23 protein-coding genes, 1 tRNA gene and 2 riboswitches are annotated in these 21,134 nt (G+C 40.7%); of the genes, 20 read left to right on the top strand and 4 right to left on the bottom strand.

Annotated elements, in window-relative coordinates; translation table 11 throughout:
- Window positions 1-148 precede the first annotated feature (148 nt).
- From MK395_RS05725 to MK395_RS05715, 3 genes are all read left to right on the top strand, one after another.
- Window positions 149-221: transfer RNA gene (locus MK395_RS05725), tRNA-Thr, on the top strand.
- Window positions 222-517: 296 nt separating this feature from the next.
- Window positions 518-1,387: a DUF6287 domain-containing protein gene (locus MK395_RS05720; protein ID WP_049518940.1), complete on the top strand. Its 870-nt coding sequence runs from the start codon at window positions 518-520 to the stop codon at window positions 1,385-1,387.
- Between the two features lie 226 nt (window positions 1,388-1,613).
- Complete coding sequence (locus MK395_RS05715; protein ID WP_042902605.1) at window positions 1,614-1,931, top strand: hypothetical protein; 318 nt, start codon at window positions 1,614-1,616, stop codon at window positions 1,929-1,931.
- A gap of 28 nt (window positions 1,932-1,959) precedes the next feature.
- Here the strand turns inward: MK395_RS05715 and MK395_RS05710 are convergent, their stop codons facing one another.
- A complete protein-coding gene (locus MK395_RS05710; RefSeq protein ID WP_268711464.1) occupies window positions 1,960-3,759 on the bottom strand; it encodes an N-acetylmuramoyl-L-alanine amidase in 1,800 nt (599 codons plus the stop codon).
- Between the two features lie 51 nt (window positions 3,760-3,810).
- Entirely contained in the window at window positions 3,811-4,719 is a 909-nt protein-coding gene (locus MK395_RS05705) for a LysR family transcriptional regulator (RefSeq protein WP_001222578.1), read from the bottom strand.
- A gap of 102 nt (window positions 4,720-4,821) precedes the next feature.
- Here MK395_RS05705 and MK395_RS05700 point away from each other — a divergent pair, with 102 nt between their 5' ends.
- From MK395_RS05700 to MK395_RS05690, 3 genes are all read left to right on the top strand, one after another.
- Window positions 4,822-5,055 (top strand): YqgQ family protein, encoded by a 234-nt coding sequence (locus MK395_RS05700; RefSeq protein WP_268711463.1) that lies wholly within the window; start codon window positions 4,822-4,824, stop codon window positions 5,053-5,055.
- Entirely contained in the window at window positions 5,052-5,432 is a 381-nt protein-coding gene (locus tag MK395_RS05695) for a rhodanese-like domain-containing protein (RefSeq protein ID WP_049477929.1), read from the top strand. Before MK395_RS05700 ends, MK395_RS05695 begins: the two co-directional genes overlap by 4 nt.
- An 86-nt stretch (window positions 5,433-5,518) precedes the next feature.
- Window positions 5,519-5,752, top strand: a complete 234-nt coding sequence (locus tag MK395_RS05690) for a hypothetical protein (RefSeq protein ID WP_001088138.1) — start codon at window positions 5,519-5,521, stop codon at window positions 5,750-5,752.
- Window positions 5,753-5,792: 40 nt separating this feature from the next.
- Here MK395_RS05690 and MK395_RS05685 read toward each other — a convergent pair whose 3' ends face one another.
- Window positions 5,793-6,518 carry a 16S rRNA pseudouridine(516) synthase gene (locus MK395_RS05685; RefSeq protein WP_049518943.1) on the bottom strand — a complete coding sequence of 242 codons (726 nt, stop codon included), beginning with the start codon at window positions 6,516-6,518 and terminating at the stop codon, window positions 5,793-5,795.
- A 158-nt stretch (window positions 6,519-6,676) separates the two neighbouring features.
- Here MK395_RS05685 and typA point away from each other — a divergent pair, with 158 nt between their 5' ends.
- From typA to pyrE, 7 genes are all read left to right on the top strand, one after another.
- The gene (gene typA, locus MK395_RS05680) at window positions 6,677-8,518 is read left to right on the top strand and encodes a translational GTPase TypA (protein WP_000164119.1); all 1,842 of its coding nucleotides are present in this window, start codon (window positions 6,677-6,679) and stop codon (window positions 8,516-8,518) included.
- Between the two features lie 19 nt (window positions 8,519-8,537).
- The gene (locus MK395_RS05675; protein ID WP_000262663.1) at window positions 8,538-8,792 is read left to right on the top strand and encodes a DUF3165 family protein; all 255 of its coding nucleotides are present in this window, start codon (window positions 8,538-8,540) and stop codon (window positions 8,790-8,792) included.
- 117 nt (window positions 8,793-8,909) lie between these two features.
- Entirely contained in the window at window positions 8,910-10,262 is a 1,353-nt protein-coding gene (murD, locus tag MK395_RS05670) for a UDP-N-acetylmuramoyl-L-alanine--D-glutamate ligase (RefSeq protein ID WP_268711462.1), read from the top strand.
- A 1-nt stretch (window position 10,263) separates the two neighbouring features.
- Complete coding sequence (locus MK395_RS05665; protein WP_268711461.1) at window positions 10,264-11,322, top strand: UDP-N-acetylglucosamine--N-acetylmuramyl-(pentapeptide) pyrophosphoryl-undecaprenol N-acetylglucosamine transferase; 1,059 nt, start codon at window positions 10,264-10,266, stop codon at window positions 11,320-11,322.
- Window positions 11,323-11,331: 9 nt separating this feature from the next.
- The gene (locus tag MK395_RS05660; protein WP_268711460.1) at window positions 11,332-12,483 is read left to right on the top strand and encodes a cell division protein FtsQ/DivIB; all 1,152 of its coding nucleotides are present in this window, start codon (window positions 11,332-11,334) and stop codon (window positions 12,481-12,483) included.
- A 245-nt stretch (window positions 12,484-12,728) separates the two neighbouring features.
- The gene (gene pyrF, locus MK395_RS05655) at window positions 12,729-13,430 is read left to right on the top strand and encodes an orotidine-5'-phosphate decarboxylase (protein WP_268711459.1); all 702 of its coding nucleotides are present in this window, start codon (window positions 12,729-12,731) and stop codon (window positions 13,428-13,430) included.
- Window positions 13,431-13,463: 33 nt separating this feature from the next.
- Window positions 13,464-14,096, top strand: coding sequence for an orotate phosphoribosyltransferase (pyrE, locus tag MK395_RS05650; protein WP_247931268.1), 633 nt, complete (start codon window positions 13,464-13,466; stop codon window positions 14,094-14,096).
- A 50-nt stretch (window positions 14,097-14,146) separates the two neighbouring features.
- Here pyrE and MK395_RS05645 read toward each other — a convergent pair whose 3' ends face one another.
- Complete coding sequence (locus MK395_RS05645; protein ID WP_084857112.1) at window positions 14,147-14,770, bottom strand: cysteine hydrolase family protein; 624 nt, start codon at window positions 14,768-14,770, stop codon at window positions 14,147-14,149.
- A gap of 251 nt (window positions 14,771-15,021) precedes the next feature.
- On the opposite strand from MK395_RS05645, the gene MK395_RS05640 reads away from it, so the two are divergent.
- The 7 genes from MK395_RS05640 to MK395_RS05610 all read left to right on the top strand — a co-directional run bounded on the left by MK395_RS05640 (window position 15,022) and on the right by MK395_RS05610 (window position 21,133).
- Complete coding sequence (locus tag MK395_RS05640; protein WP_084857115.1) at window positions 15,022-15,582, top strand: TetR/AcrR family transcriptional regulator; 561 nt, start codon at window positions 15,022-15,024, stop codon at window positions 15,580-15,582.
- 172 nt (window positions 15,583-15,754) lie between these two features.
- Entirely contained in the window at window positions 15,755-16,069 is a 315-nt protein-coding gene (locus tag MK395_RS05635; RefSeq protein ID WP_268711458.1) for a hypothetical protein, read from the top strand.
- Window positions 16,070-16,089: 20 nt separating this feature from the next.
- Window positions 16,090-16,395 (top strand): hypothetical protein, encoded by a 306-nt coding sequence (locus MK395_RS05630; RefSeq protein ID WP_162838149.1) that lies wholly within the window; start codon window positions 16,090-16,092, stop codon window positions 16,393-16,395.
- Between the two features lie 160 nt (window positions 16,396-16,555).
- Entirely contained in the window at window positions 16,556-17,692 is a 1,137-nt protein-coding gene (gene lctO / locus MK395_RS05625) for an L-lactate oxidase (protein ID WP_268711457.1), read from the top strand.
- A gap of 148 nt (window positions 17,693-17,840) precedes the next feature.
- Window positions 17,841-17,929: riboswitch (TPP riboswitch) on the top strand.
- 218 nt (window positions 17,930-18,147) lie between these two features.
- A complete protein-coding gene (locus MK395_RS05620) occupies window positions 18,148-18,816 on the top strand; it encodes a TenA family protein (protein ID WP_000449829.1) in 669 nt (222 codons plus the stop codon).
- A gap of 123 nt (window positions 18,817-18,939) precedes the next feature.
- Window positions 18,940-19,028: riboswitch (TPP riboswitch) on the top strand.
- 158 nt (window positions 19,029-19,186) lie between these two features.
- Window positions 19,187-19,747 (top strand): ECF transporter S component, encoded by a 561-nt coding sequence (locus MK395_RS05615; protein ID WP_042902542.1) that lies wholly within the window; start codon window positions 19,187-19,189, stop codon window positions 19,745-19,747.
- Window positions 19,748-21,133, top strand: coding sequence for an ATP-binding cassette domain-containing protein (locus MK395_RS05610; protein WP_042902541.1), 1,386 nt, complete (start codon window positions 19,748-19,750; stop codon window positions 21,131-21,133).
- Window position 21,134: the final 1 nt, after the last annotated feature.

The raw sequence follows: 21,134 nt of genomic DNA, 5'->3' as shown, positions 1-21,134 counted from the left end.
GATTTATAAATATATTATTTAGATTTCTATGAAAATGGGAGATTTAAAAGAGATATATGTAAAAGTCTCGTCTCAGGACAGGCTTTTTCTAATGGAGATGAAAATTTCTTGACATCTATTCTCAGAGTGCTATACTAAAAGGGTAATCGCCGATTTAGCTCAGTTGGTAGAGCAACGCACTCGTAACGCGTAGGTCACAGGTTCAAGCCCTGCAATCGGCAGAATCAAGAAGTCCAAACGGGCTTCTTTTTTTGTAAATATAGGAAAGGTGGAACGTTTGATATAGGTTCTATTTAACGTCAGAAACTCCTACTTATAAATTAAAACTAAAATTTATATTTTGTGGTATAATATATTTTAATAAGCACTTGTTTTCGTTCCGTTTTAGAGGACTATAGGCTGTTAATTATTCTAGAAATTTTTGCTTTGATTTTTTTAAAAAGTCATAAAAGTTCATGGATAGTAACGAATGAAGTCTCGCAAACTTGGCTGAATATAAATCAAAAAGGAGAAAATTATGAATAAGAAAGAACGGGAAAGACAATTTGAAGAGATTAACGGACGTAAGCGGTCAGAATCAAAGTTGACTCCAAATAAAAAAATAAAAATCTATATTGGCATAGCACTCGCTGTTTTAGTCACTCTTATCTTGGTAAGTATTTTCTCATATTTTCTGATTGTAAAGAAAGAGTCAAATCAAGCATCGTCTGCTGTTTCAACTACAGAGTCAACAAGTCAATCGTCTACAAGCCAAGGAAAGACAGATGAGACTGATAAGGATAAACAAGAGGAAATTCAGAAACTCAAGGATCAACTGACTGCTTTAGATACCAAAATTACGGAAGCAGAAGCATTTGTTAGCAAGTTCAAGAAAGAAACTGCTGTTCCAAAATTAGATATTGAAGCAATTAAGAACAATGACTTGTCTAGTTTAGAAGGTACTTGGCGTAGTCAATCTGGTAATGAATACATTATTAATGATTCTGGAGAAGTACGTGCGACTTGGTTTACAAATGATCAAAAGTACGAATCTGTAGTTGGATTAAAGGTATCAAAAGGACAAGATAATCGTAACCCTGAGACAGCGTCTATCAGTGCATGGGTAAAAGATTCTGTTGCTGGAGGATTTGTAATAGTAGCTGTGCCAAGTGGAGTCGTTATGCAACCTGCTGATGACGGAAAGATTACGGATAAAAGCAATCATACTGAGGAAAGACTACTTTCAGGACAAGATTATGGGTCTATGTTAATGAAACCAGAAAATGTTTATTATCGTGTGAAACCAGATACCAGTAAACTTGAGGAAGCAGAAAAGAACTTAGCTCAACTACAAGCAGACCGTGAATCAATCAAATCTTCTCTAGAGCCAAAGGAAAAGAAAAACTAGATGGTATTCGTTCAAAAATACTGTTACAATCGGCAAAATCAAGAAGCTCTAATGGGCTTCTTTTTCTTTTGTTACAAATACTCAACCACTTAGACAGAGATATTGACCAGATAGGCAAAAGGGCTTGTTCTTGAAAAATTCCTCTGCTATAATGGTTCATGTAAGGGGCGTGAGGGGTCAGTATCAGACAACTCAAGAACCTAAAAAAGAAAATGGAGACAAAAAAATGAAAAAATTATTAGGACTTGTATTTTTAGTAGCAGCAGCGCTAGTATTGTATTTCGGTTCTGTTGGATGGCCAAGTTTGGATGTCAACCTCTGGTCACTCATTCCGGTAGGATTGTTCCTCTATTTCACACTAGAAAACTTTTTGAAAAAAGATTACAAGGCTAGTCTGATGTGCTTGATCATTGCCTTTATCATTGCAAATGCTATTTTTGATCTCTTGCCAATTTCAAGTGGTTTGGTGATTGGTGCTGGTGTGCTAGCTTGTGTAGGAATTGGCTACCTCTTTCCTGATAAGGATAAAAAAGAAGATAAATAAAAAGTCTCGAGATTTCTCGAGACTTTTTTTATCGACCAGCGTAATATTTTTGGATCCCCTTTACGATGCCTGCGACCAGTTTGTCTTGGTAGTGGCTATCTCTGATTTGTTGGTTTTCGGAGAAATTATCCATATATCCAAGCTCTAGGAGAACGGCTGGTTTGGCGGTTTCGCGTAGTACGGCATAGCTGCTCTCCAACAGGCCAGCATCCTTGGCTCCTGTTTCTGCTAGAAGAGAGGAGTGGATGGCAGCGGCGAGGCGTTTGCTTTCACTCATACGATCAGGGTGATTGTGCCAGTATTTATTAATCTTACTTGGATAATCAGGTTCATCGCTATAGGAGTAGGTTTGAATACCGCTCGCTTTTGAGTAGGTATTACCAGTAGCGTTGAAGTGAATACTGATAAAAATATCAGAGTTGGTCTTATTAACCATACGAGAACGTTCGGTAACAAAATCAACGTCAATATCACTATCACGAGAAGTGAGGACCTTGTAGCCTAGTTCTTCTAACTTAGTACGAAGCTTACGGTAAATCTGCATGTTGAGATCTTTTTCAGCTACATTGTAGTAAAAGGCACCTGAATCTCGACCACCGTGTCCAGGATCTAGGAAGATGGTATTGCTGTATAGTCCTTTTGTAAATCCACCTTCAGTTGAAACTTCAGAAATCCATTGGCCGTATTTTTGGAACAGGTGTTCCTTACCGTCTATCTTGTAAGTTCCTGAAACATAATGCCCATTATCATCTAGGTAGTAGCGTGCTTTGTCAGAGTTATCGTAAATCCATTCGCTCTTTGCCATGTAACCACCTGACTTGAGGTAGTATGCTCCAACCCACTCCTGATTTGCATAACGGCCATCCGCTTTTAGATAGAACCAGCTCTTGTAGGCTTTATCGAAGATCCACTCATTCTCCGCCATGGCTCCACTGGTTTTAAGGTAGTAGCTTTCTTTCCATTTGTCTGCTAGCATTCCACCATTCTGGTCAAATGAGTACCAGGAACCTTGAATCTTTTGCCAGTTGTCTTGGATATATCTCCCTGACCCGTTCGCATAGAACCAAGTATCCTTGATTTTGACCCAGTTGTTTTCTGCCATAGCTCCACTCTGGTTGAAGAGGTAGCCCTTGAAGGTTGTCGCACTCAGCATTCCACCGTCTTTGTCAAAGTAATACCAAGAACCGTTGACTTTCTCCCATTTATCCTGCGAGATCTTTCCAGAAGGAGCGACATAGTACCAAATTTGATCTAATTTTGTCCAGCCCTTTTCCGCCATAGCCCCGCTTTTTGTGAGCAGATAGCCGTCAACGGCAGTGTTGCTGAGCATGCTTCCAGTTTGGTCAAAATAGTACCAAGAACCATTGATTTTTTTCCAAGTGTTCAGAGCTAGTCGTCCAGAAGGATCAGCATAGTACCATTGATTGTCCAGTTTGGTCCAGCTATTTTCTATCATGACACCATCTTGGTCAAAGGCATAACCTTTGTAGATAGTAGAATGAAGACGATTACCATCTTGATCGAAGTAGTACCATTTGCCTTGGATTTGTTTCCAGTTCAAAGCAGGTTTATCATCTTGGTAAAAACGCCAGTGGTGATTTTCTTGGTACCATCCTTCTTTTTTGGGCTTGTCTTCTTGCACATTTACTTTCGGAAGAACTTCTGATTTAGAGTTTTCCTCAACACTCGATTCCTTCTTTTCTTCTTTGGCAATTGCTTCCTTGACAGCAGATGTGGATTGAGTAGTGTTTTCTTCTCCTAAGACGGATGCGGGTGCTAATCCTGCGATTGAAAGGATTAAAGCACTGGTCAGTAGTATCTTTTTCACTTTTTATTTCCTAACTTTTTCTTTTCTCTTTTCTCTTTTTCATTTTTCCTATTAATTATCGAATTGAACTTCTTCTAGTAAGTATTCGATAAAGCGTTCGCCCATCTTAGACAGGCTGGTTTTTTCATGCTGGATATAGACTAGTTCAATCGGGTCGTCAATGTCCAGTGGAATGGAAACGATATTGTCTCCGTTGAGGTTACTGTTCAAAATCCCTGTTGCAATGGTGTAACCATCCAAACCAATCAAAAGATTAAAGAGGGTGGCGCGGTCACTTACAACAATGGATTTCTTATGGTGCTCTTGTGAAAGAATCTCCTCTGAAAAGTAGAAGGAGTTATGCGTCCCCTGGTCGTAGCTGAGGTAAGGGAAGTCTTCCAAATCAGCCAGTTTGACCTTGTCTTTTTTAGCTAGAGGGTTGGTCTTGCTGACAAAGATATGCGGTTGCGCAGTAAAGAGGTGGTGGGCTAAGAGGTGGTTGTCATCTAGCATTTTCGTTAAAACATCGCGGTTGTAGCTGTTTAAAAAGAGGACACCAACTTCGCTACGGAAGTTCTTGACGTCATCGATAATCTCCCAGGTCCGAGTTTCACGAAGGAAGAGTTCGTATTTTTCCATATCACTTTTCTTTAGCAAAGAGACAAAGGCATTAACTACAAAAGCATAGTGCTGAGAGGAAACGCTGAAAAGTTCGCGGTGGGCGATAGGATTTTTATAACGTTCCTCCAGAAGCTGGGTTTGCTCGACAACTTGACGAGCGTAGGAGAGAAACTCCATCCCATCACGAGTCAAGGTAATGCCTTTGGGATTGCGGATAAAGATTTCAATGCCCATTTCATTTTCCAAGTCTCGAACGGCATTTGAAAGACTGGGTTGGGTGATAAAGAGTTGCTTGGCTGCTTCATTCATAGAGCCAGTTTCGACGATTTTGATAATATAGTGTAGTTGTTGAATTCTCATGTTTTTATTGTACCACACTTGCGGAAGAATGGGCAATGAAGACGAAGAAAATAGGGGGAAAGAGCCGGTCCAGTATTGAAAAAAAGTCTGAAATCTGTTAGAATGAAAGCTATGAAAACATTCTATGATGTGCAGCAATTTCTCAAACAGTTTGGCATTATTGTTTACATGGGGAAGCGCTTGTATGATATTGAACTGATGAAGCTCGAACTCTCTCGGATCTATGATGCAGGTCTGATGGACAAGCTAGACTATCTAGAGGCGGAAGCTGTTCTTCGTAGAGAGCACAAGGTAGAATTAGACTACATAGAGAAAAATGGAGATAAGAACTTATGACAATTTGGGTTTTGTGGGGAATCGTACTAGCGATGGCGGCATGGATGGGTTATAACTACCTTCGTATTCGTCGTGCGGCTAAGATTGTGGATAATGCAGAATTTGAAGCCTTGATTCGGAAAGGGCAATTGATTGACGTCCGTGAACCAGCAGAATTTCACAGAAAACATATCCTCGGAGCTCGCAATATTCCTTCAAATCAGTTGAAGTCAAGCCTTGCAGCCCTTCGTAAGGATAAACCTGTCCTTCTCTATGAAAACCAACGCGGACAAGGAGTGACCAATGCAGCACTTTATTTGAAAAAACAAGGTTTTTCTGAGATTTATATCCTTTCTTATGGATTGGATTCTTGGAACGGGAAAGTCAAGACTAGCTAACATTCTGTTAAAAACTGTCGAATGATAGATAAAGCTTGCATTTTATGGTATCATCATTTATATTAATTTTAAGGAGATTTTATAATATGAATTCACAACAAAAGAAAAAACCTTCACTTATTTTAGGTATCTTATCTATCGTCCTTGGTTTGCTATCGCCAATAGTGGGTCTGATTTTGGGGATCATAGGATTGGTCTTGGCTTTTTCATACCAAAAAGAATCTGGACTGGACTATAAAACAGAAAAAATTCTCAATATCGTAGGACTTGTAGTTTCTGTTCTTAACTGGATTCTAGCAATCGCAATAGTTTTTAGATAAGCAAAAAACAAAAAAGCTTTAAATATAAAGCTTTTTTGTTTTATCGACTCATCTCTAAATAGTTTTTAATGATTTCCAATTCCTCTGGATTCAAGGAACGGTATTGTCCTTCTGCTAGTTCTGGGTCTAATGTAAAGTCACCGAACTGGACTCGTTTTAGGGCAGTCACCTTGACACCAACTGATAGAAACATCTTCTTGACTTGATGAAATTTGCCCTCAGAGATAGTGATGGAGGCCCGGCTCTCTGTTGGGCTTGCGGACAGGATTTCAAGCTGAGCAGGTTTACAAGTGGTCCCATCTAAAAAGACAATCCCATCTTTGAATTTTTGGATATGGTCTGACGTGAGCGGTCCGTTTACTACCACTTGATAGGATTTATCGACATGGTACTGGGGATGAAGGAGCTGAAAGCCAAGAGGTCCATTGTTTGTTAAAAGGAGCAGTCCCGTCGTATCGCGGTCTAATCTGCCGACAGCATAGAGCTGGTCAGACTGGATGTCAGGTGGGAGTAGGTCCATGACGGTTGGGAGTTTCTTATCCTTGCTAGCTGTAACGACTCCGTTTGGCTTATGAAGCATGAGATAGTTGTGCTCGTATCCTTGAATCTGCCGTCCTTGAAAGACTAGTTTTTGCAATCCTGTATCAACATTTTGGGCGAGGGAGCGAGCTGGATAATCATCCACTAGGATTTCTTTTTTTAACAGAGCCTGTTTCATAGCCTTACGACTGACCATTTCTTGGGCTAATAATCTATCTAAACGCATACCAGCCTATCTTATCATAAGTCTCTGACTTTGAAAAGAGTTGCCTTGACTAGAAAAGCAGAGTGAAAACATTTACACTTAGCTGAACTGTGATTTTTGAATGAGACTGTGGTATAATTGTTCAGTTAGAAATAAAAATTTAAATATTAGAGGAAATCATGACAAAATTAAGAGAAGATATCCGTAACATTGCGATTATCGCCCACGTTGACCACGGTAAAACAACCCTCGTTGACGAATTATTGAAACAATCAGAAACGCTTGATGCACGTACTGAATTGGCAGAGCGCGCTATGGACTCAAACGATATCGAAAAAGAGCGTGGAATTACCATCCTTGCGAAAAATACAGCCGTTGCCTACAACGGAACTCGTATCAACATCATGGACACACCAGGACACGCGGACTTCGGTGGAGAAGTTGAGCGTATCATGAAAATGGTTGATGGTGTTGTCTTGGTCGTGGATGCCTACGAAGGAACCATGCCACAGACTCGTTTCGTACTGAAAAAAGCCTTGGAACAAGATCTTGTCCCAATCGTGGTTGTTAATAAAATCGACAAACCATCAGCTCGTCCAGCAGAAGTAGTAGACGAAGTATTGGAGCTCTTCATTGAGCTTGGTGCAGACGATGACCAGCTTGATTTCCCAGTGGTGTATGCTTCAGCTATCAACGGAACATCTTCCTTGTCTGATGATCCAGCTGATCAAGAAAAAACAATGGCACCAATCTTTGATACCATTATCGACCATATCCCTGCTCCAGTGGACAACTCAGATGAACCGTTACAGTTCCAAGTCTCACTCTTGGACTACAATGACTTCGTAGGACGTATCGGTATTGGTCGTGTCTTCCGTGGTAGTGTGAAAGTTGGGGACCAAGTTACCCTTTCTAAACTAGATGGTACAACGAAGAACTTCCGTGTTACAAAACTTTTCGGTTTCTTTGGTTTGGAACGTCGTGAAATCCAAGAAGCTAAAGCGGGTGACTTGATTGCCGTTTCAGGTATGGAAGATATCTTTGTTGGTGAGACGATTACACCAACAGATGCAGTTGAGCCTCTTCCAATCCTTCACATCGATGAGCCAACGCTTCAAATGACCTTCTTGGTCAACAACTCACCATTTGCTGGTAAAGAAGGTAAATGGGTGACTTCTCGTAAGGTAGAAGAACGCTTGCAAGCAGAATTGCAAACAGACGTTTCCCTTCGTGTTGACCCAACGGATTCCCCAGATAAATGGACTGTCTCAGGTCGTGGAGAATTGCACTTGTCAATCCTTATCGAAACTATGCGCCGTGAGGGGTATGAACTTCAAGTGTCTCGTCCAGAAGTTATCGTAAAAGAAATCGACGGTGTTAAATGTGAGCCATTTGAACGTGTGCAAATCGATACTCCAGAAGAATACCAAGGTTCTGTTATCCAAAGCCTCTCTGAACGTAAGGGTGAAATGTTGGATATGATTTCAACTGGTAATGGTCAAACTCGTTTGGTCTTCCTTGTTCCAGCGCGTGGTTTAATCGGTTACTCAACTGAGTTCTTGTCAATGACTCGTGGTTACGGTATCATGAACCATACCTTTGACCAATACTTGCCATTGATTCCAGGAGAAATTGGTGGACGTCACCGTGGTGCTCTTGTTTCTATTGATGCTGGTAAGGCTACAACATACTCAATCATGTCTATCGAAGAACGTGGTACAATCTTTGTCAACCCAGGTACTGAGGTTTACGAAGGAATGATCATCGGTGAAAACTCTCGTGAAAACGACTTGACTGTTAATATCACCAAGGCCAAACAAATGACCAACGTTCGTTCAGCTACTAAGGACCAAACAGCGGTTATCAAGACACCTCGTATCTTGACCCTTGAAGAGTCTCTTGAGTTCTTGAATGACGATGAGTACATGGAAGTAACGCCTGAGTCTATCCGTTTGCGTAAGCAAATCCTCAACAAGGCAGAGCGCGAGAAAGCCAACAAAAAGAAAAAATCAGCTGAATAAGAGCTAGAAAGAGATAAAGATGGTCTATTTAATCATAGGGATACTCTTATTACTACTCTATGTATTTGCGACACCCCAAAGTATCAAAGGAACAGTCAACATCGTTATCTTGGTCTTTGTAGTTGTTGCTCTCTTGATTTTGCTGATGTTGTCCATCTTGCAAATCTTCCAATTACCGACAGAATTCTTTGTCACAATCGCCATGTTGGCCCTAGCTTACTTTAGCTTGAGAGACATTACGCTCATGTCTGAAAAAAAGAGCAGAAGAAGATAAAGAGAAAGAGAGCTATGGCTCTCTTTTTCGATGTCAGAATGAGGACTAGAGCATTTTCGTTTAGTATTATTTCCATAAAAATGGTAAAATAGTAGGAGTAGAAATGGAGTTTGAGACATGAAAGTAATCGATCAATTTAAAAATAAGAAAGTACTTGTTTTAGGTTTGGCTAAGTCTGGTGAGTCTGCGGCCCGTTTGTTGGACAAGCTGGGTGCTATTGTGACAGTAAATGACGGCAAGCCTTTTGAGGAGAATCCTGCTGCTCAAAGCTTGCTAGAAGAGGGAATCAAGGTTGTCACTGGTGGGCATCCTTTGGAGCTCTTGGATGAAGATTTCGCTCTGATGGTGAAAAATCCAGGTATCCCGTATAGCAATCCCATGATTGAAAAGGCATTGGCAAAGGGGATTCCAGTCCTGACTGAGGTGGAATTGGCTTATTTAATCTCAGAAGCGCCAATTATCGGTATCACTGGTTCAAATGGGAAAACCACCACAACGACGATGATTGGGGAAGTTTTGACTGCTGCTGGTCAATGTGGTCTCTTGTCAGGGAACATCGGCTATCCTGCTAGTCAAGTGGCTCAAACTGCGACAGCCAAGGACACGCTCGTCATGGAACTTTCTTCTTTCCAACTGATGGGCGTCCAAGAATTCCATCCTGAGATTGCGGTCATTACCAACCTCATGCCCACTCATATCGACTATCATGGTTCTTTTGAAGAGTATGTGGCAGCTAAGTGGAATATCCAGAACAAGATGACAGAAGCTGATTTCCTTGTATTGAACTTTAACCAAGATTTGGCAAAAGAATTGGCTACCAAAACACAAGCCACTGTTGTTCCATTTTCAACACAGGAAAAGGTTGATGGAGCTTATTTGGAAGATGGTCAACTCTACTTCCGTGGAGAAGTGGTCATGGCAGCTAGTGAAATCGGTGTTCCAGGTAGCCACAATGTAGAAAATGCCCTTGCGACTATTGCTGTAGCCAAGCTCCGTGGTGTGGATAACCAAACCATCAAGGAAACTCTTTCAGCCTTTGGTGGTGTCAAACACCGTCTCCAATTTGTGGATGAAATTCAGGGTGTCAAATTCTATAACGATAGCAAGTCAACCAATATCTTAGCCACTCAAAAAGCCTTGTCAGGATTTGACAATAGTAAGGTTATCTTAATCGCAGGTGGTTTGGACCGCGGCAATGAGTTTGATGAATTGGTTCCAGATATTATTGGGCTCAAGAAGATGGTTATCCTCGGTCAATCTGCAGAACGTGTCAAACGGGCAGCGGATAAGGCTGATGTGGCTTATGTAGATGCGACAGATATTGCTGATGCGACCCGCAAGGCTTATGAGCTTGCGACACAAGGAGATGTGGTTCTCCTCAGTCCTGCTAATGCTAGCTGGGATATGTATGCTAACTTTGAAGTACGTGGAGATCTTTTCATCGACACAGTAGCGGAGTTAAAGGAATAATATGAAAAAAATTGTCTTTACAGGTGGGGGGACGGTTGGACATGTCACCCTCAACCTTTTGTTAATGCCCAAGTTCATCGAAGACGGCTGGGAAGTTCACTATATTGGTGATAAACACGGAATCGAACACCAAGAAATCCTCAAGTCAGGTTTGAATGTGACCTTCCACTCTATTGCGACTGGGAAGTTGCGTCGCTATTTCTCTTGGCAAAATATGCTGGACGTCTTTAAAGTTGGTTGGGGAATTGTTCAATCGCTCTTTATCATGTTACGACTGCGTCCACAGGCTCTTTTTTCTAAGGGAGGATTTGTCTCTGTACCGCCGGTTATCGCAGCGCGAGTGTCAGGAGTGCCTGTCTTTATTCATGAATCAGACCTGTCTATGGGCTTGGCCAATAAAATTGCCTATAAATTTGCGACCAAGATGTATTCAACCTTTGAGCAGGCTGCTGGTCTCGCAAAAGTCGAGCATGTGGGAGCAGTGACCAAGGTTTCAGACCAAAAAACTCCTGAACCAGATGAATTGGTAGATATCCAAACCCACTTTAATCCTAAATTGCCAACGGTATTGTTTGTTGGTGGTTCTGCAGGAGCTCGTGTATTTAACCAATTAGTGACAGATCATAAGCAAGAACTGACAGAGCGCTACAATATTATCAATCTCACTGGAGATTCAAGCCTCAATGAGTTGAGTCAAAATCTCTTTCGTGTTGATTATGTGACGGATCTCTATCAACCCTTGATGGAGATGGCAGATGTGGTAGTGACGCGTGGCGGTGCCAATACGATTTTCGAGCTCTTGGCCATGGCGAAACTCCATCTCATCGTACCATTGGGTCGTGAAGCAAGTCGAGGAGACCAGATTGAAAATGCAGCTTACTTTGTTAAGAAAGGCTATGCAGAAGAACTTCAAGAAAGTGACTTGACCTTGGAAAGCTTGGAGGAGAAACTCAGTCACTTGCTTAGTCATAAGGACCAATACCAAGCTAGCATGAAAGCTTCGACTGAGTTGAAATCTCTTGCAGATTTTTACGATCTACTAAGAAAAGACCTAGCATAAGGAATATCAATGTCAAAGGATAAGAAAAAAGAATCAAACCCCAAGCAAGAATTGTCTGAATGGCAGAAACGAAACCAGGAATACCTGAAGAAGAAGGCTGAGGAAGAAGCTGCCCTAGCTGAAGAGAAGGAAAAGGAAAAACAAGCTCGTAAGGAAGCCAACTCGAAACTATTGGAGGAATCCAAGAAATCATCGAGTGAATCAGATAAGGAAGCCTCAAGTCCAAGCAAGGAACCTTCCGAAAAAAAAGAGAAATCTAAAAAGGATGATCCTAAAGTCAAAGAAGAAAAGAAGAAGAAAAAAGAAAAACCAGAGAAACCAGCCAAACCTAAAATTGCACCTGTTCATATTTGGCGAGCTGTGAGTATCTTGGTACCCAGTGTCCTGGTCCTCCTACTTTCAGTCTATCTATTGACTCCGCTTTCGACCATCAAAAATATCGAGGTTAAGGGAAATAGTAACACGCATGCGGATGACATCAAACAGGCTTCTGGAATTCAAGATAGCGACTATACTTTAGCCCTATTGTTGGATAAGGAAACATACGCTGAGCGAATCAAGTCCAATCATTGGATAGAATCAGCGAAGATTAACTATCAATTTCCGACTAACTTTACGATTGAGGTTAAGGAATTTGATATTGTTGGTTATTATGTGTCTGGTGAAGAACATTATCCTATTCTGTCTAGTGGTACAGTAGAGTCAACTCCTGTTGATCGCTTAAACTTGCCTGAGACTTATCTAACAGTTACCTTTAACGATGAGCAGCAGGTGAAAAAGCTGATAACAGGATTGTCTACCATCAGTGAGGATATCAAGAGTCAAATCCAGAAAATCGAATTAGCACCGAGCAAGGCAACAGCAGATCTTTTAAAAATTACCATGCTGGATACAGATGAGGTTTTGGTTCCCCTATCAGAATTGAGCAAGAAATTGCCTTATTACAGCAAAATCAAGCCACAATTGTCAGAACCGAGTGTAGTCGATATGGAAGCTGGAGTATACAGCTACACGATAGCGGATAAGCTGATAGAAGAAGCAGAAGAAAAAGCCAAACAAGAGGCCAAGGAAGCTGAGAAGAAAAAACAGGAAGAAGAAAAGAAAAAACAAGAAGAACAGGGAAATCAAAGCCAAACGAGCCAGCAATCACAGAGTCGTTAGACTAACTTTTCCTCTTGATTTTGAATGGTATAGAAGTCTAGTTTCGAGTTTTTGCTTGACAAGTCCTACTATAAATAATAGAATAGAAAAAAACCTTTAAAGCAGTCCAGAGAGGCGGCTAAGGTTAGACGGTGAAAGGGTGGAGACTACCCATTTTTCGTGGAACCTTGCTGTTGGCAGGTTCCTTTTTTCGTGGTTTATTTTTGACCATACTCTCTTGCTCGTAAAGGTAAAAGGAGAAAGGTATGCGTGAACATCGTCCAGTTATTGCTCTTGATTTTCCTAGTTTTGAGGCGGTCAAGGAATTTTTATCTCTTTTCCCAGCAGAAGAAAGTCTTTATCTAAAAGTAGGGATGGAGCTTTATTATGCGGAAGGTCCAGAAGTTGTTCGTTATTTGAAGTCACTGGGGCATAGTGTCTTTTTGGACCTCAAGCTACATGATATTCCAAATACAGTCAAATCTGCCATGAAGGTCTTATCTCAGCTTGGTGTAGATATGACAAATGTTCATGCTGCTGGTGGTGTGGAGATGATGAAGGCTGCGCGTGAAGGTCTTGGAAAAGAAGCAAAATTGATTGCTGTCACTCAATTGACTTCAACTTCTGAAGAACAAATGAGAGACTTTCAAAATATCCAAACCAGTCTGCAAGAGTCTGTGATTCACTATGCCAAGAAGACAGCTGAAGCGGGCTTGGATGGTGTTGTTTGCTCGGCTCAGGAAGTGCAACTCATCAAACAGGCCACCAATCCAGATTTTATCTGTCTGACACCGGGAATTCGTCCGGCGGGAGCTGCGGTTGGAGACCAAAAACGCGTCATGACGCCAGCGGATGCTTATCAAATCGGTAGTGACTATATCGTAGTAGGACGTCCCATTACCCAAGCTGAGGATCCTGTTACAACTTATCATGCTATCAAGGATGAATGGAACCAAGACAGAAATTAAAGAAATAGATTATAAAAACAAAAGGAGAATACTATGACACTTGCTAAAGATATCGCTAGCCACCTCTTGAAAATCCAAGCCGTTTATCTCAAACCAGAGGAGCCTTTTACTTGGGCATCTGGTATCAAATCGCCGATTTATACTGACAATCGTGTGACGCTTGCCTATCCAGAGACTCGTAGCTTGATTGAAAATGGTTTTGTGGAAGCAATTAAAGCAGAATTTCCAGAAGTAGAAGTGATTGCAGGAACTGCGACAGCAGGAATTCCACACGGAGCTATCATCGCTGACAAGATGAACTTGCCTTTTGCCTACATCCGCAGCAAACCAAAAGACCACGGAGCTGGTAATCAAATCGAAGGTCGCGTAGCTCAGGGGCAAAAGATGGTTGTTGTTGAAGACCTCATTTCAACTGGTGGGTCTGTTCTTGAAGCTGTAGCAGCTGCTAAACGCGAAGGAGCCGATGTGCTTGGAGTTGTAGCGATTTTCAGTTATCAATTGCCGAAAGCCGATAAGAATTTTGCGGATGCTGATGTGAAATTGGTGACACTATCTAACTATAGCGAGCTCATTCACCTAGCCCAAGAAGAAGGTTACATCACACCAGAGGGATTGGCTCTCTTAAAACGCTTTAAAGAAGACCAAGAAAATTGGCAAAATGCTTAAAACATAGAAAATCAGGTAGTCACAAGGATTACCTGATTTTGTTTTTAATACTAAAGTTGAGCGATAACTTCCTCAGTTGTCAAAACTTGGTTGGCAATGTAGCCATAGTTTGTCAGGGCAGCTTGGTAGGCTTCTTCACCTGGAGCACCGACAGCATCGTTAACAACAATGACATTGTAGCCTAATTCTATGAGTTCACGCATGTGTGAATCCACGCAGAGATTAGCATTCATACCAGCCAAGATGACGGTGTCGATACCATTTTTGCGGAGTTGAAGGTTAAGGTCGTTGCTTTCTGGGCCAAAGATTTTATGTCCGTTGACAACAATAGTATCTTCATCCAAAAATGGTTTAATCTCTTCAATCATATCTGCTCCAGAGCCTTCTGGAATTGCTGAATACTGGCTATCACGCCAAAACATTTCGTTTTCAATCATCATCGTTTCACCAGCAGCTTTAAATTGCCACTTGTGATCGTGTGGATAGAAGTAGTGCGGTGAGATAAAACGCTTGTAGCCACGCTCTTGAGCAAGAGCGAAAAGCTTTGTCAGATTTTCAATAGTATTAACTTTTTCAAGAACGTCTTTAGTTGCTCCGAATCCTTTACCAGTAGATTTTAAGAATTCAACTTGCGGGTCTGTGATAACAAATGCGACATTTTTCTGATTGAACATGATTCCTCCTAATATGATTTGATTAACAGCCAATAGGAATTTAGACTGTTAGTTTGATGATTTTCCAAATGGTAGTTTTAGTTATATACTGACCGTTCGGTACAATTATAATAACATCTAGAATTGAATTTGTAAATCAATTTGCTCAGAACAAAAATTTTAATGATAAAACAGTGGCAAAAGGAGGTGATTTCAATGGTTTGGTCCCAGACTCTGAATATGCTATAATAGTAAAAAAGAGAGGTGAGCAGATGAGCGTTAAAGAGCGTATTTTACAAAGTGCTGAGGAATTGATTTATCAGAAGGGTTATGTGGCCACCTCCATCAGTGACATCATGGAGGCAGCTGATGTTGGCAAGGGGCAGCTTTATTATTATTTCAAATCTAAGAAGGAAATTGGTTTGACGGTCATTCAAGATATTTTAGCAAATTGGCGAAAAGAGCTTTTTGAAGATATTTTTGAAGCAGACAAGTCTGACAGTGACAAATTTTCGGATATGATTGACTGGGTTTATCAATTTCATGAAAGTCAGACGGTCTTTTATGGTTGCCCAATTGGTAATCTGATTGTGGCATTGTCCACAGAAGATGAGAACTTCCGCTGTCCTCTCAATGATTTTATGACCCAGTGGACAGAGAAGTTAGCTAGCCTCTTGCAAGACCTGCATGCTGACTGGTCAGAAGAGCGGGCGCAGTTGCAGGCCCGTCAAGTCATCTCCAGTATTCAAGGCAGCATTGTCATTCTCAAAGTCAGCCAAGACATCCAAGTTTTGGAAAATAATATGACGGATTTGAAAAAGAATTATTGTTAATTTTTAGCCGAAGAATTAAAAGTATGTTAATTTATGGATTGTGGTTAGAGGTAAGAATGACAACAGATATTAAAACTGAAATTGGTCATAGAGTAAGACAGAAACGTGAACGTCACAAATTGACGAGAGAAGAGGTCTGTGGACAGAAGCTGACTTAATAATCAAACAGCTGATGCGTACTGAGCTTGGGCAATCCTTGCCAACAATTACTAAGTTACAATATTTATCTAAGCGATTAAAAGTTCCGATAGATACTTTTCTTGAAAATAAAGAACTAGCTCTTCCTGAGGAAGAGTTGCTGAGTCTAGACTTGATTGAAAGAATATTAGACTTGATAAGGACAGGGACAGGTAGTTTCGCTGAAGATATTTTTGATGATTATTTTAAGCAAGTAACACTAAAGCAAGTTTACACATTCAATGATTTACTATTAATTGATTATTTTGCTATGCAATGTCAAGACTTGATTTATAGAAGAGAGCATTAGATGATTTTCGGATTAAGTTGTTGAAACAGCAATTAGTTAGTGATGAAATGTATAATGTAGAGCTACTATCAGTTCTTTGTGCCATAGCGGGTGTTTATGTTGTTCATAGTGACTATAAGCATATGATATCTCTAGTAAAAAAGATGAATGAAATTTTATCAGTAACAATGTTGCAAGTCTATAAATCTGGAATTTCAGTATTTGAAGCTAAGTGCTATCTTTATTTTGAAAATGATAAAAATAAAGCAAAGGAACTTTATCACTCAGCAACTATACTAGCTGAACAATTTGATGATAAAGTATTAGAAAATGAAAAGATTATTTGAATTTCCATAACTTAAGAAAGTTCATCATTTTTAATTATCTCTGTAAAATGATTGAAAGCATGAAATTTCCAAACAAAATATTTGAAAAATTTTGAAAAAAGAGTTAGAATATTTTTTGTAATATACAAAGTAAACGCTTACTTATCAAGGAGGACATTTTATGTCATACAAAACAAGCAATGCAGAAGGTCATGTAGATTTCATCAATACCTATGATTTGGAGCCAATGGCGCAACAAGTTATTCCTAAAGCAGCATTTGGTTATATCGCTAGTGGGGCGGAAGATACTTTTACTTTACGTGAGAATATTCGCGCCTTTAACCACAAACTCATCGTTCCTCATACTCTTTGTGATGTTGAAAATCCAAGTACAGAGATTGAATTTGCAGGTGAAAAATTGTCTTCACCAATCATTATGGCGCCTGTTGCGGCTCATAAATTGGCAAATGAACAGGGTGAAGTGGCGACTGCGCGTGGTGTGCATGAGTTTGGTTCTCTTTATACAACCAGCTCTTACTCTACTGTTGACCTTCCTGAAATTACGGAAGCCCTTCAAGGGACACCTCATTGGTTCCAATTTTACTTTAGTAAGGATGACGGCATTAACCGCCACATCATGGACCGTGTAAAGGCTGAAGGCTACAAAGCGATTGTCTTGACAGCAGATGCAACTGTAGGGGGCAATCGTGAAGTAGATAAGCGTAATGGTTTTGTCTTCCCAGTTGGCATGCCGATTGTTGAAGAATACCTGCCAGAAGGTGTTGGAAAATCAATGGACTTTGTTTACAAGTCAGCCAAACAACGCTTGTCTCCACGCGATGTCGAATTTATCGCTGAATACTCAGGACTTCCTGTGTATGTCAAGGGGCCACAATGCCGTGAGGACGTTGAACGTTCTCTTGCCGCAGGTGCTTCTGGTATCTGGGTAACCAACCACGGTGGCCGCCAAATCGACGGTGGGCCAGCTGCCTTTGACTCACTTCAAGAAGTAGCAGAAGCAGTTGATAAACGTGTGCCAATTGTCTTTGACTCTGGTGTTCGTCGCGGTCAACACGTCTTTAAAGCCTTGGCTTCAGGAGCAGATTTGGTAGCTATTGGTCGCCCTGTGATCTATGGTTTGGCTCTCGGTGGTAGTGTTGGTGTGCGTCAAGTCTTTGAGCACTTGAATGCAGAATTGAAGACAGTCATGCAGTTATCTGGAACTCAGACTATTGAGGATGTCAAACACTTCAAACTCCGTCATAACCCATACAACCCAACCTTCCCAGTCGATCCTCGTGATTTGAAATTGTATTGATAAAGTTGAAGGCCTCCACCTGATGTGGAGGTTTTTCTTCGTGTATAGAAAGATTAAATCGTTATCAGAAACTATATAAATATATTTTCCAGTCAAATATCTTGCTAGGGCTTTCAAATTCTGTTATACTGGTCCAGTAATTAAATAATAAAGACATTTGGGGTGCTTTAGGCTGAGATGATACCCATTGAACCTGATACAGTTAATACTGGCGAAGGGAAATGTGAAAAGTTTTTTTTCTTATGTTGAAGGAAACTGTCTAATCTTGTAAGGTAAACTCTAATTCTCGTTTGTAATTGGAGTTTTTTTGTTTATACAAACTGGATAGGCTTGTTTAGGTAGCTATCTGCAAATGCCCTCGATGTTCTTTAAAAGTATCAAGTGGAATTACGATTTTGCTTGGTATCTCTTGATATTTTATTGATTACTAAGGAGTAAAGAAAGGAAAAATAAATATGGAAACACAAGACTATGCATTTCAGCCAGGTTTGACCGTTGGAGAATTATTAAAAAGCAGTCAGAAGGATTGGCAGGCTGCAATCAATCATCGTTTTGTCAAGGAACTTTTTGCGGGGACAATTGAGAATAAGGTCTTAAAAGACTACCTGATTCAAGATTATCATTTCTTTGATGCTTTCTTATCCATGCTGGGAGCTTGTGTAGCTCACGCAGACCAGCTTGAATCCAAACTTCGTTTTGCCAAACAACTAGGCTTTCTTGAAGCAGATGAAGATGGTTATTTCCAAAAGGCTTTCAAAGAGTTAAAAGTAGCAGAGAATGACTATCTAGAAGTGACCTTGCACCCTGTAACAAAAGCGTTTCAGGAGCTAATGTATTCTGCTGTGGCTTCATCAGACTATGCTCATCTTTTGGTCATGCTGGTCATTGCAGAAGGTCTCTATTTAGACTGGGGTTCTAAAGATTTGGCTCTACCTGAAGCCTATATTCATTTAGAATGGGTCAATCTCCACAGAGGTCCTTTCTTTACAGAGTGGGTTCAATTTCTGGTTGACGAACTCAATCGTGTCGGGAAAAATCGAGAAGATTTGACAGAACTTCAGCAACGCTGGAATCAAGCAGTTGCTTTAGAATTAGCCTTTTTTGATATTGGTTATGAATTATAGGATAAATTCAATCCTTTTATGTAGATTAAAAGAATGAACAAACAAACTATATAAATATATTTTCCGGTCAAATATCTTGCTAGGGCTTTCAAATTCTGTTATACTGGTCCAGTAATAAAATAATAAAGACATTTGGGGTGCTTTAGGCTGAGATGATACCCATTGAACCTGATACAGTTAATACTGGCGAAGGGAAATGTGAAAAGGTTTTTTTCGTATGTCGAAAAGAACTGTCTAATCTTGTAAGGTAAACTCTAATTCTCGTTTGTAATTGGAGTTTTTTTGTTTATCAAAAGAGGATAGGCCTGACGACAAGCCTTTCGGTAGCTCTCCTTGAATGCCCCACTTTTCTTTAAAAAAGGAGTTTTTTATGTTTAAAAAATGGCAGTTAAAAGATGTTATCTTGCTTGCTTTCTTGTCTATCTTTTTTGGTGGCGTTTTTGTGGGTTCGGGCTATCTATTTGATATCCTCACCCTAATCTTGGCCCCTCTTGGTTTGCAGGCCTTTGCCAATGAAATCCTCTTTGGTCTCTGGTGTATGGCTGCGCCCATTGCGGCCATCTTTGTTCCAAGAGTCGGAAGTGCGACGATTGGAGAAGTGCTCGCTGCGCTTGCTGAAGTTCTTTATGGTAGCCAATTCGGCCTAGGCGCTCTTTTGTCTGGCTTGGTTCAAGGCTTGGGAAGTGAATTTGGTTTTCTCGTAACCAAGAATCGCTATGAAAGTTGGCTCTCTCTAACTGCTAATAGTATTGGGATTACGCTTGTTAGCTTTGTCTATGAATACATTAAGTTAGGTTACTACGCCTTCTCCCTTCCTTTTGTCCTTTCCTTGCTTGTGGTTCGTTTTGTTTCTGTCTTTTTCTTCTGTACCATTTTGGTTCGTGCCATTGTCAAACTCTATCATCAGTTTGCAGCTGGAGGAAAGGCGTAGATGGGGCTGGAACTACGGGGGATTCAGTCCTCAATCTTTTCGGAGCCGATTGATTTTACTTTTCATGGGCAAGCTTTTACCTTATTAGTTGGGAGCAGTGGTTCAGGAAAATCCAGTCTCTTTCAAATTATTGCTCAAGTCATTTCTCTTCCCTATAGTGGTCAAGTCCTGATAGACGGGAGCGAGGTTAGTCAGCTTTCTACCGTTGAACGTGTTCAGACGGTTGGTATTCTCTTTCAAAATCCCAATCATCAATTTACCATGGAGAATTTGTTTGAGGAACTGGTTTTTACCTTGGAGAATATTGGCCATCCCCTCCAAGAGATTGATACTAAAATAGCTGAGGTAGTCCGGCAATGTCGTTGCGAGGCAATCTTGCACCGTCCCATCCATCACTTATCAGGTGGGGAAAAGCAAAAGGCTGCGCTGGCTGTTCTCTTTGCCATGAATCCTAGGGTCTATCTCTTGGATGAGCCCTTTGCTTCCATTGACCGCAAGAGCAGGCTGGAGATATTGGAGATTCTAAAAGAGTTGGCCTCTGATGGGAAGACAGTTATTTTATGCGACCATGATTTATCTGATTATGAAGCCTATATCGACCATATGGTGGAGCTAAGAGATGGACAACTAAGGGAAATAAATAAAATCCCTACCTCTGAGATGACACAGGTTTCTTCAAAGGAAGTTGCTTCTAACCCAGAACTATTCCATATGGACCGTGTGACTTGTGAGCTGGGAAATCGCCCCCTCTTTTCGATTACGGATTTTACTATCTACCAAGGAATTTCCTGTATCTTGGGTGATAATGGTGTCGGGAAATCAACCTTCTTTCGCTCTATTCTTCAATTTCAAAAGTATAAAGGGCGCATTACCTGGAAGGGATCGGTTCTCAAAAAGAAAAAGAGTTTGTACCGTGACTTAACGGGTGTTGTTCAGGAAGCTGAGAAGCAGTTTATCCGAGTCAGTCTGCGAGAGGAACTGCAATTAGATAGCTCAGACACTGAAAGAAATCAGCGGATTCTCCAAGCTCTAGGATATTTTAATCTGGAGCAGGCACTCGATAAGAGTCCTTATCAATTAAGTGGTGGTCAGCAAAAGATTCTTCAGCTATTGACCATCTTCACCAGCAAGGCTTCTGTGATTTTGCTAGATGAACCTTTTGCTGGTTTGGATGATAGAGCCTGCCATTATTTTTGTCAGTGGATGTTGGAGGACAGAAATCAAGGAAGAAGTTTTTTGATTATTAGCCATCGTTTAGATCCCTTGATCTCTGTGGTCGATTATTGGATCGAGATGATGAGAGAGGGTCTCAGCCATCTTCAAGAAGTGACCATCAGCAAACCTCTCCCCTCTCTGAATAATGATACTCTAGGGGAGGTGAAGTAGT

Source organism: Streptococcus oralis (assembly GCF_026782085.1).
GTDB lineage: Bacteria > Bacillota > Bacilli > Lactobacillales > Streptococcaceae > Streptococcus > Streptococcus oralis_DA.
The sequence above is the reverse complement of the archived record's forward strand: the minus strand, read 5'-3'. Positions and strand labels throughout refer to the sequence as shown.